This window comes from Terriglobales bacterium (assembly GCA_035487355.1).
Lineage (GTDB): Bacteria > Acidobacteriota > Terriglobia > Terriglobales > Acidobacteriaceae > QIAW01.
Genome location: DATHMF010000076.1, coordinates 1 through 9,494 on the forward strand (window position 1 = coordinate 1; position 9,494 = coordinate 9,494).

Consider the following 9,494-nt stretch of genomic DNA (forward strand, 5'->3'; position numbering starts at 1 on the left):
TTTTGACGGTGTTTTGATTACCCATAGGCGTGGGCATTTTTATCAACCCATGAACAGGGTCGAATGGGATGCAGAAGCCTGTGTAGTATGCCAAATCCAGGTTCCTTGCACCAGAGAGAAACGGCAGAACTGAATCGCCGATAGCGTTAACACGACTTAATGCTTGCTTAATGCTTGAAAGATTAGGGCAAAAGCATTAAGCTGCTTCCGCCCGACCAGCAAGCCGCTGATGGACGCACCCTTCCAGCGTATTTCGTAAGATGGCCGACCGCACACGAACCGTCTGTTGCAGGCGGGAAATTTGTAAACAAATCTATCTTCAGAGGAAAAAATCATGTCGAGACCAAAGATGATCAAGGTGTTCGTGTGTGCGGTTACGATTGCCGCGTGCATACTGGCAACAAATGCCTTCGCTGGGCTCACCACAGGATGGACCCAGGATCCGCTGACCTTCAAAGTGCAGTGGCCGTTCAACGTGCCGGAAAGCTCGCGGTTCACGTTGACCAACGGGGTCTACCACTTCGTGGTTTTCAGCAATGACAAACCCTTTGCCCCAGGGAACACAACCAAACCGCGCACCGAGATGCGCTTCGATGATTACACCAGCGGGCAACATCAGTACTCCGCTGACCTGATGGTGCCAAGCGGTACTGGCGGCGTGGACCTGATGCAGATCCACACCGGCAACGCCCAGTCTCCCAAGTTCGGTGCTACCACTCTCATGTTGTTCTTCGAGGTCAGCAACGGCGGCTCATTGCATTTGTACAGCGGCACGCAGCTCGCCAGCAACCTATATAACAAGTGGTTCCACCTGAACGTTATCCATGATACGAAGACCGGGCTGATGACGGTTTACATCAATGGAACGCTCGTGCTCACCAGGCACGACAATGGCGCGGGCGACTTCTATATGAAAACCGGCGTCTATGCGCAAAATGGCGAGACCAAGAAGATGGAAGTCTTTATTAAGAACCTGACGCTCTGGTCGAAGTAAACAGAAAGTAGTTTACAGTTTGAAAAGTTCCGATCCCACACGTGCTGAGCACATGTGGGATCGGTTTTTTCAGCTATGGGATAAAAGCCAAATCTTCCGGCAAGGGCGGCACAATCGGTGTTTCAAAGAGCGGCCCAGGTCCATCCGGATCAATCGTGATGGCTCCGTCAGAGGCAAAAAATATTGCAATCTGCCGCTGGGTTGCGACTGCAACGCTAGCAACGGGAAGCGGCGCGGCAAGGTTAGTGAGGAACCCATGCGGGTTTTTGGGGAATCCGACGCCCAGGGCAAAAGCAAGATCGTTGCGAAACAGGGTTGTGCGATCAACGAGATTGCCAGAGCGGATGATTGCCGTGGTGGTTGGGTTGGGTACGGTTTCATCTCCGCGGGCAAACTGAAGAATGATGCCCTTTTTCTTTTCGCCCTTCAGCGGTGCTTTGCGGATAAAAGGCGCCCACGCTACCGGATCACCAGCTTGCCCCAGCCATTCACTATTATCGAAGAAAGCCTGGATGGCCGTGGCGCCAGGCACGGTATTAATGACCGGTGGCTGATTTCGCAAAGGCTCGTTGTCATTGAACGTAAGACCGCCAACATTAATCAAAGAGGGCACATGCGTCGCCAGCAGCAATCCCGCGAGCGGGCGAAAGTCAGGGCTGAGGCGCGAGATATCGCTAAACGAACCTCCGGGCACGTTGACAACGCCGGCGCGGACATCAGGCTCAATGCCCAGGAAGACAGTGCCGGTGATGCCACCCAGCGACTGCCCATAGAAGTAGATGCGCGAGGGATCCAAGGCCACGGAGCCATTGCCGTCTACATCCACTCCACCTTGAATGACGCGGACGAGTTGCAACAAATCGGCCACGGTCTGCTGCACACCGTCGCGCGCAGCCAGGCTGCTGCGCGGCGGCGCAGTCAGAAAGCCTCCAATAGAAGTAATTATGCCGTTACCGATGAGGTCAACACCGCGTCCTCCCGAGGGAAGGATAACGAACGGAAGGTTGTGCCGGAACACTGTCAATGAACTGATGGGGCCAAAACCATGGCCAACCGTATTGATGGTGATGGTTGCAATGCCGGCCGTGGCCAGAGTGGCGGCCACAGCGTAAGGACTATTGTCTTTATTGTCGCCAAATCCGTGGCTGAAAATGGCAACCGGCCATCCGTTGGCAGGTCGCTTACCGAAAGGAAGAAATAAGTTGAAGTAGACGTCTTGTGTGCTCTGAACGGCGGGCAGCCCGGTGCGAGTAGGAACTGCAGGAATAAAAGCGCCCGGAGCCTCATAGTTGGCCGCAGAGAACTTGCCAAAAGCGATCGCGGAGACAGCGCCAGGAAAGACTTGCAATGCCAAAGTAGGCACGACCACAGTTTGGAACGTAGGTGCTGTTGTTACCTCCTCCTGATGCAGGATCCCAACAATGGAGCCGGCAGGGAAGACTGTGCGCTCTCCGCTCAACCCCAAATTGAAATTGGCGGCCGGCGCAGGCGCAGCCTTGACCTGGGCAAGGATCTTTTGCAGCGTCGAGGTTACGCTCGCGGTGGTAAACAAGCTGGCCACGGCAATATCTTTCGGCGAGAGATCGTCATCTATCTGCCGCAGAATATCTTTGTGCAGCAGGCGAGCAAGCAGCTCTCGATACAACCGCGACTGCGAGTCTTTGTCATGGTCATGGTCATGATCGGAATCCCAGTCTCTGTCTTCATCTTCATGCAGCCCTTCGAAACTCTCTGAGGGCTCTATGGGCTCTCCGGTTGCGTCGTGAACGCCTGTGGTCACAATCAGCAGGTAATTCGAGTGTTGATCAAGATGCTCGTCGGATTCGGCATACAGTGTGAACGTGGCCGGGTCCCAGACAATCTGATTAATGCCGATGGTGTGCAAATGGGAATCATCCGGATCAGACAAGTTGTCTATTTTGACGAGGAACACCGTGTGGCTGTTGACGGTGCTTACATCAATCGGTCCATCAAAGGGTATGGAAAGGCGCGGCTGCAGATTGAATCCATCAAGCTGGTTCAACAGCTTCGTATCAATGCAGTCCGAGGGCCGGGCTGCACAATCGGGCAGCGGCAAATGAACGCGCAAGTGAGTGTTTTGCGTAGGGTCGCGCACCGTAAAACGATTGCTGGGAAAGGGCGACTGCGAGAGCTTCTCCAGGTTGAAGAGGGGATGTACGTCATGATCGCCGGCAAAGACTCGCACGGTTAGGGTTGCGGCTAACAGCAGGGTATATGCTATGCGGCAGGAGAGAAATTTCCTTAAATAACACCGCTTCATAGTAAAGACCTCCTGGAAGGACCCAATAGCAGAGAGCAAACATAGACCCTGGCATGGAGGAAGTCAATGACAGATTTCCCTGAGTCACATTTTTTTATTATTTTGAGATCAGAATGCAATCACTGCAGCTTGACCGCGACATTGTATTTGCCTTTCGGTTCGACCTGCACGGTTTCACCTTTTGACATATAGCGCTGGAGCACTGTAGGGTTTGCCCATTCCAGGTCCCAACCGTTCTCGATTGCCAGCAGGGTGTACTTGCCGGGCAGCACGTCGCGCAATATGAAAGTCCCATCACTGTCACTCTGGTCGCGGCGAAATAGCCGCGCATTGTTTACCGGGTCTTGAGGCACAAGCACAACCATTGCGCCTGCCATTGATTTGTCGTTGTGCAGTACCACTCCTTCTATAACACCGACTCCTTTGGAGACCACCACCGCCAACTGGATAGAGCCCGGATCTTTAATTTCAATCGTATGACCATATACCTTGGCGCCGTCGGCAGCGATGCTCTTTACAAAGAACCCTCCAGCGTTGGGCACAAAGACCTCGTATCGCCCCGCAGGAAGTAAAACAGCCTCGAATTTTCCATCGGACAGGATGCGACTGCCATGCCCCTGGACCGATTCACGGTTGTGAAGTTGAATGGATGCTCCAACCGGAGGATTCGCGAAACCTTCAAATTCTACGATTCCAGCGACCAAGGCTGATTCTGAACCTTTTGTGGCATCAATCTCGCCGTCTCTAAGGAGAGTTGCTGTTTGGTGGCGGCTGCTCGGGGTAGTGTTTTTATTACCATTATCTCGACTGGATATCTGTAGATTGATGTCGTAGTGCCCGGGCGCGATACCCGTGACTTCCAGTGCATCAGGATCGCTGCGGCGATTTGTCTGCGCATTCACAAAAAAGCCGGAGTTACCAAACACGCTCTGCGTAAATGTAACCTGCACGTTCTGCGAGGAATCGAGACTTGCATTGGTAAGGCGCAGATGAAGGGCAGGAACGGCACTTAAAGTGATGTCGGCGGTAAGCTGACTGCCTGGTTCAATCGCAATAGGACTGGCCCCATCGGGCTCATTCGCCGCCGGATAGTACGTAAGTGGGAATGCCCGGTCGAGTTCGGCATTACCGTTGCTGGCCTGAGACCCTGAATTCTCGTTCGAAGGCGCCTGTACTGTCTGTGGCTTGTATTGGGTATACCAGGGCTGCGCCGAGGCAACTACGAAGTAGGTGCCGGAGTGAAGATGCCCAAAATGATAATACCCCTGATCATCAGTTTGGACCTGGGTGCGCATGAAGGTCCCCTGCTCTCCATTTTCGACTCGTTTCTCAAAGAGCATTACCCGGCAGTTTTGTACCGGGTCGCCCTCTTGGTCACTGATCTTGCCGGAGATCGAACCTTCGGGCAACAGGCGAAACACAAGATTCTCTGAGATTTTATCGGGACCGACCGCGATAGCAGAGGAGAAATACTCATGCTGGTTGAATGCTTGTCGGGGAAATCCTTTGCGTTCGGCGACCAACGCATATTTGCCGGGGCTGAGGTTCTTGAACAGAAAGCGGCCATCTTCGCCGGTAACCACCGATTGAAGGTCAGGGAATGGATCGCTGCCGCCGGCCAGACCAATCGAAATCTGGGTCAGTGCAAGCGGTTCACCTGTCTGCGCATGGACCACAATTCCACTAATCTGGAAAGTTTTTCGCGCGGGCGCCGAGACCGAGGCGCTGGGCTGCTGCGCGGCCAATCCGACAGTCAGAAATAGGAAACAAATGGCGGCGGCTTTTAGCGGCAAGCTGGGTAACAAGCTGATTATTCTCCTATCCTGACCAAATCAACTTTGATGGTAGCTTTTTCGTTGGATTGTAAGCTGATCTCCGCCGCCTTTGAGGAATACTCGCGTAAAACCTCAGGATTGGTGTACTCCAGCCCATCGAGATAATCAAAAGCTAGCACTTTATAATCGCCGGGAGCAAGATCGTTTACGTAGAACCCGCCATTCCCGTTGACGTAGACCGTTTTTACGGCCTGCGGAGTGCGCTCCGGCACAACCAGTACCGTCGCCGAGCCTTCAAGATCATCGGATTGCACGCTTCCGCTCAGTGTCGCACCATCGTCGCTCAGCACAACTTCGAGAGAGGACAACCCGCCGGGTGCAACTACCAGATCTTCCCGAAGCAGATCTGTGCTGCCGTAAGAGATGGATTTTACGTACCATGAGTTGTTCTGAGACATGGTCTCAATCCTGTATTTTCCCTCTTCAATATTGCGGATTGCGAGAGAGGGATTTTCCGGCTCTCCCTCTATACTGCTCCATGCATCGGGACGCGAGCGGTCGAGGGACGTGAGATGAATTTGAAGAGGTATATATTTTCTCGTAACGGGATTCTGATAAAAACCCTCTTCAGTCGGCTGCGGTTTGGTTTCCTCCATCCGCACAATAATGGGAATGGAAAGTGATGGAATAAGAGCAAGATGAATCCCCGCGAGATTCCCGGTTAGGTTCAGAGTCTTTTCAGCGTAAAGCGGGCGCCCGGTTGGGTCCTCCCCATGAGCTTTAATGATGCACGGAACCCCTGAGGCAACCCGCGCCTGGAATGTGCCGGTTTCCTGGTTAAATCGCATGGCCGACGAGATGGGATCGCCCGAGCTGCTTACGAATTGCAAGCCCACCCCACGCCCAAAGGTATAACCGGTGACCATACCGGCAATGGAAAATACAGGCGCTGGTCTGAGCGTGAATTCTACTTGTGCGCGCTGGCCGGCCGTGAGTTGAATTGACGTGGCGCCGGCAAGATCGGAGGCATCGGGATAATAGACGGTGGGGAAGGCCTCCTCTTTTGTCGCGCCGTTGGTCGTAACCAGGTTGCGGTTCCATCTCGGCCGGGCGACGACATAGTAGGAGCCCGGGGGGAGGTTGGGGATGCGAAACTCGCCCTCTTCTTGGCTGCTTGTGCTCCAACGCTGTTGCAACTGCTTGCGCCCATTCACAATCCGTGAACTGATGAGACCTAAGGTGACGCCTTCGAGCGGCAGGCCGGTCGAATCATTCACGTGTCCAGCGATCACCCCGGCGGGTATCAGATTGATGACGACCGGGGGAATGCCGGGACCAACTTCCACAGATTGCTGGGAGGACTGGCCGGTCCTGAGCTCACTCTCATCGAAAAAGTTGGGTTTGTGAGCGACCAGAGTGCCGCGCAGCAGTGGCAATCCGGTGAATTGGAAGTGGCCTTCATGGTCGGTAAAGGTCGCGCGCTGTCCTTCGGCATTGAGCTGCACAACGGCACGGCTCAACGGCTCGCCGGTTACAGAATTGACTACAGTCCCATTCAGCGTGTAGGCGCCCTGATCGCCTTCGCCGAGCTGCATGACATCGCCGCAAGTCTGCGCTTTGAGAGGAACAACAAAAGTGCAGGCCGCACAAAGCAGAAGGGTGACGCACAAGCAAAGCTGGCCTGACACTCGGCGCATAACGGAGGAGATAATTGTAGCCATATTTTTGCTGTGATGCCTGAATTTCCCTTTCAAGCTATTAATCTGGGAATCATTTTGCTGGTGACTCAGTTCGTCTTACGGTATTAGGAACGAAGGTGAAGGTTTTTCTTGCGTCGAAAATTTTGGTAGTGGGTCAATCACTTCGCAAATGCCGCGCACCAGAAGAATACTGTGTCGGACGGAGCCTTTCCTCTTATCCAATCAGGCACCCCGGGTTTGTGTGGGCCATCCCGTCCGCAAAATGGCACCAAAGTGGTATCAAACTATTGATTCCTGGTAAATCATAGGTCATCATGGGCTTGGAAGTGTATCCAGCATCCAGAATGCGGAGGGCTAAGGGTTAAAAAAGCCCCATAAGTTCTTTGAAAATTCGACGCCAGATGCGGATCGGACGTCCGCCTTCATGTTCCCCAAGCCAGTCCTCCTCCTCACTCCGTGTTTACGGATATATAGTCAATTGACCCCTCTCTGACTACTCCCCGGCTATTGAGCCCCTTCGTAATGAATTGAAGGCCAATGGTTTAGAGCTGCAACACTACTCTAAGTAATGGGGGGTGGGGGAGTAATACAAGCTGCCAAGGGCCCCCCGATTCGTGAAATCCGCCAGCGAGCTTCCTGAGTACTGAACACCGGGTACTGAGCACTGACTATTAAGCTAGTCCCCCACCTGAAAGTAAGTTTCCCCAGTAAATACGGGGTTATCGGAGCGTTTCGGGACCCAACTGACGAGCTAGCAAGGTACCCCGCCCCCACTACCTGGAGCCGGGATCCCCCATGATTTGCGCCTGGCAAAGCGAATTTGGTCTTTGAAAAATCGCAAAGGCAGTAACTTAGAACCACCTGGGGGGATATCTATCCAGTAAATACAACAGACTATCTCAGCAAGTGTCCGCCGCAAAAGCGATTTTCCCCAGTAAATATGCGGCGATCATGACTGTTTCAGGTGGTCCAACCACTTGCCAGCAAGTGTGCCTCCGTTTACTCGTTACAGCGCCTGACCGTCAGGGCACGAATTTACCGGTTAGTTAACCTGTTGAAAGGAACTACTGGCGCACAAGCAATGCCAGGCGCGGGAACAAGAAGTGTCCGGCGGCATCGTCAATCACGTTGACTTGGCAGGTATAGAAGCCGGGTTTCAGATCGGTCAGCGGGACATCGAGTTGGAAGACGGTGGCGCGGCGATTGGGCACGGTAATTTCTTTGGCTTCGACCAGCGGGGTCTCATAGGCTTTGGCCTTTCCATGGAAGAAAGCAACGTTGGTGAGGACGTGGATCGCGGTTTTGCTGTTCACAACTTTCGTATTTGCGGCCGGGGCGCTTACTGGTGGGCTGCCGGCGGATGTTCCGCCCGCAGCCGGTCTGCCGGTTGGATTATTGGCTGTTGCGGCCGCGCTGTTGCTGTCATGGGCCGCATCGTAAACCTCGTAATAGAAATACAGGTGTTGGCCTGAGGAAAACACGTGGGTTACGTTCGGGATCAGCTCTGATCCGTCGCGGACCAACGGATTATTGGTTTTACGGTTGGAAGGCTGAATCTGGCTGGCCAGCACGACCGAACTCATCTTCAGCGGAGTGGTTTTCAAATCGGGAATTACAAGATCGGTCTCGAAGGAACCCATGAGCCCGCTCTGGTTTTCGCGCACGACCAGCTTCAGATGATATTTTCCGGACGGCAGCAGGAATCCGGCGTCATATTGTACGTTCTTGCGTTGCACCTCGGCAGAGGTGTTCAAGTTAAGCTTGACGGTATCGCGGATCTGGCTGACGGCCTGCTTGGTTTCGTCGAGCACTACGCCAAGCACATCAAGTGTTGCTTTGTCCTGGTCTCCATTGCGGGTAAAGGGGATGGCAGAGCCCGGTACGACCACCGAGACTGGAACGAAGAACTTGTTATCCGCAAGGCGGAAGTAGCCGGTAGAGAGATAGACCGGCAGGTCGGTGCTGGGCAGCTCAGAGGCCAGCTCTTCATCCAACTGCCGTTCACGGTCTTCGCGTGTAGAGTGCTGGAAGTCGGCGGGCGCATAGTAGCCGTGGCGATAGTCCACCTTCAATCCGGGCCGATTGATTTGCACGGCGATGCGGCGATAGCGGCCGTCGCGTGCTGGATTGGTGCTGTGATATCCAAGAACATAGTAAGTGGATGTATCCTCCTGCACGCCACTGAAGACTTTGCCGAAATCGTTGGAGTCGAGGAAGGCCTTGCCTCCGGTGTCACCCGCGAGGGTGACCAGAGTTTCCTGGCTGGCAAAATTGGAATCATACTGATTCAGAGTGGACCGGCCGGAGTAGGCGGCAGTACCGCGTAGGCTGGCCGACTGTGCTTCGCCGCCCGGCGGCATCGCCTGCAGACCGCGAATATCCACGGTATAGATGGAAAGATTGGCGCGCACTGCAGCATTGGTTGCTGCGCGCAATTCAGACTGGTTCTCGATGCCAGTGCGATTCATGCCGCTGGAGAAATAAATCACCGATTTCTTCTGGTCTACGTGCGCGAGCTGTTCGCCGATGGAGCGCAGGGCCTCGAGGCGGCGATCGGTATTAAAGATGTTGTATTCAGTATCGTCGGCGGTGAAGGCCTGGCCGGTATCGGGTGTGCCTTCCGTTGTGCCCGTAGAGCCTTCTTCAAATCCCTGGCCGGCGCTTGTATTGAAGGCGTGCAGGGTCTTCAACAGCAGGTCGTGGTCGGAGGTGAAATCCTGGTTTACCAGCAGAGAGCTGCCGAG

5 protein-coding genes are annotated in these 9,494 nt (G+C 54.1%); 1 reads left to right on the top strand and 4 read right to left on the bottom strand.

Features of this window, described 5'->3' with window-relative positions; translation table 11 throughout:
• The first annotated feature begins 334 nt into the window (after window positions 1-334).
• A complete protein-coding gene (locus VK738_14000) occupies window positions 335-994 on the top strand; it encodes a polysaccharide lyase family 7 protein (GenBank protein ID HTD23767.1) in 660 nt (219 codons plus the stop codon).
• A gap of 73 nt (window positions 995-1,067) precedes the next feature.
• On the opposite strand, the gene VK738_14005 is transcribed toward VK738_14000, so the two are convergent.
• The 4 genes from VK738_14005 to VK738_14020 form a co-directional block, all read right to left on the bottom strand.
• Complete coding sequence (locus VK738_14005; protein HTD23768.1) at window positions 1,068-3,275, bottom strand: hypothetical protein; 2,208 nt, start codon at window positions 3,273-3,275, stop codon at window positions 1,068-1,070.
• Between the two features lie 119 nt (window positions 3,276-3,394).
• Entirely contained in the window at window positions 3,395-5,080 is a 1,686-nt protein-coding gene (locus VK738_14010; GenBank protein HTD23769.1) for a carboxypeptidase-like regulatory domain-containing protein, read from the bottom strand.
• 5 nt (window positions 5,081-5,085) lie between these two features.
• A complete protein-coding gene (locus VK738_14015) occupies window positions 5,086-6,771 on the bottom strand; it encodes a carboxypeptidase-like regulatory domain-containing protein (GenBank protein ID HTD23770.1) in 1,686 nt (561 codons plus the stop codon).
• Window positions 6,772-7,814: 1,043 nt separating this feature from the next.
• Window positions 7,815-9,494 (bottom strand): VWA domain-containing protein (locus tag VK738_14020; GenBank protein ID HTD23771.1); only part of this gene is annotated, 1,680 nt, incomplete at its 5' end.

What these genes read in the sequence shown, in the direction of transcription:
- VK738_14000 (HTD23767.1), top strand. Translation starts at nt 335, where the DNA reads ATGTCGAGACCAAAGATGATCAAGGTGTTCGTGTGTGCGGTTACGATT.
- VK738_14005 (HTD23768.1), bottom strand. Translation starts at nt 3,275, where the DNA reads ATGAAGCGGTGTTATTTAAGGAAATTTCTCTCCTGCCGCATAGCATAT.
- VK738_14015 (HTD23770.1), bottom strand. Translation starts at nt 6,771, where the DNA reads ATGGCTACAATTATCTCCTCCGTTATGCGCCGAGTGTCAGGCCAGCTT.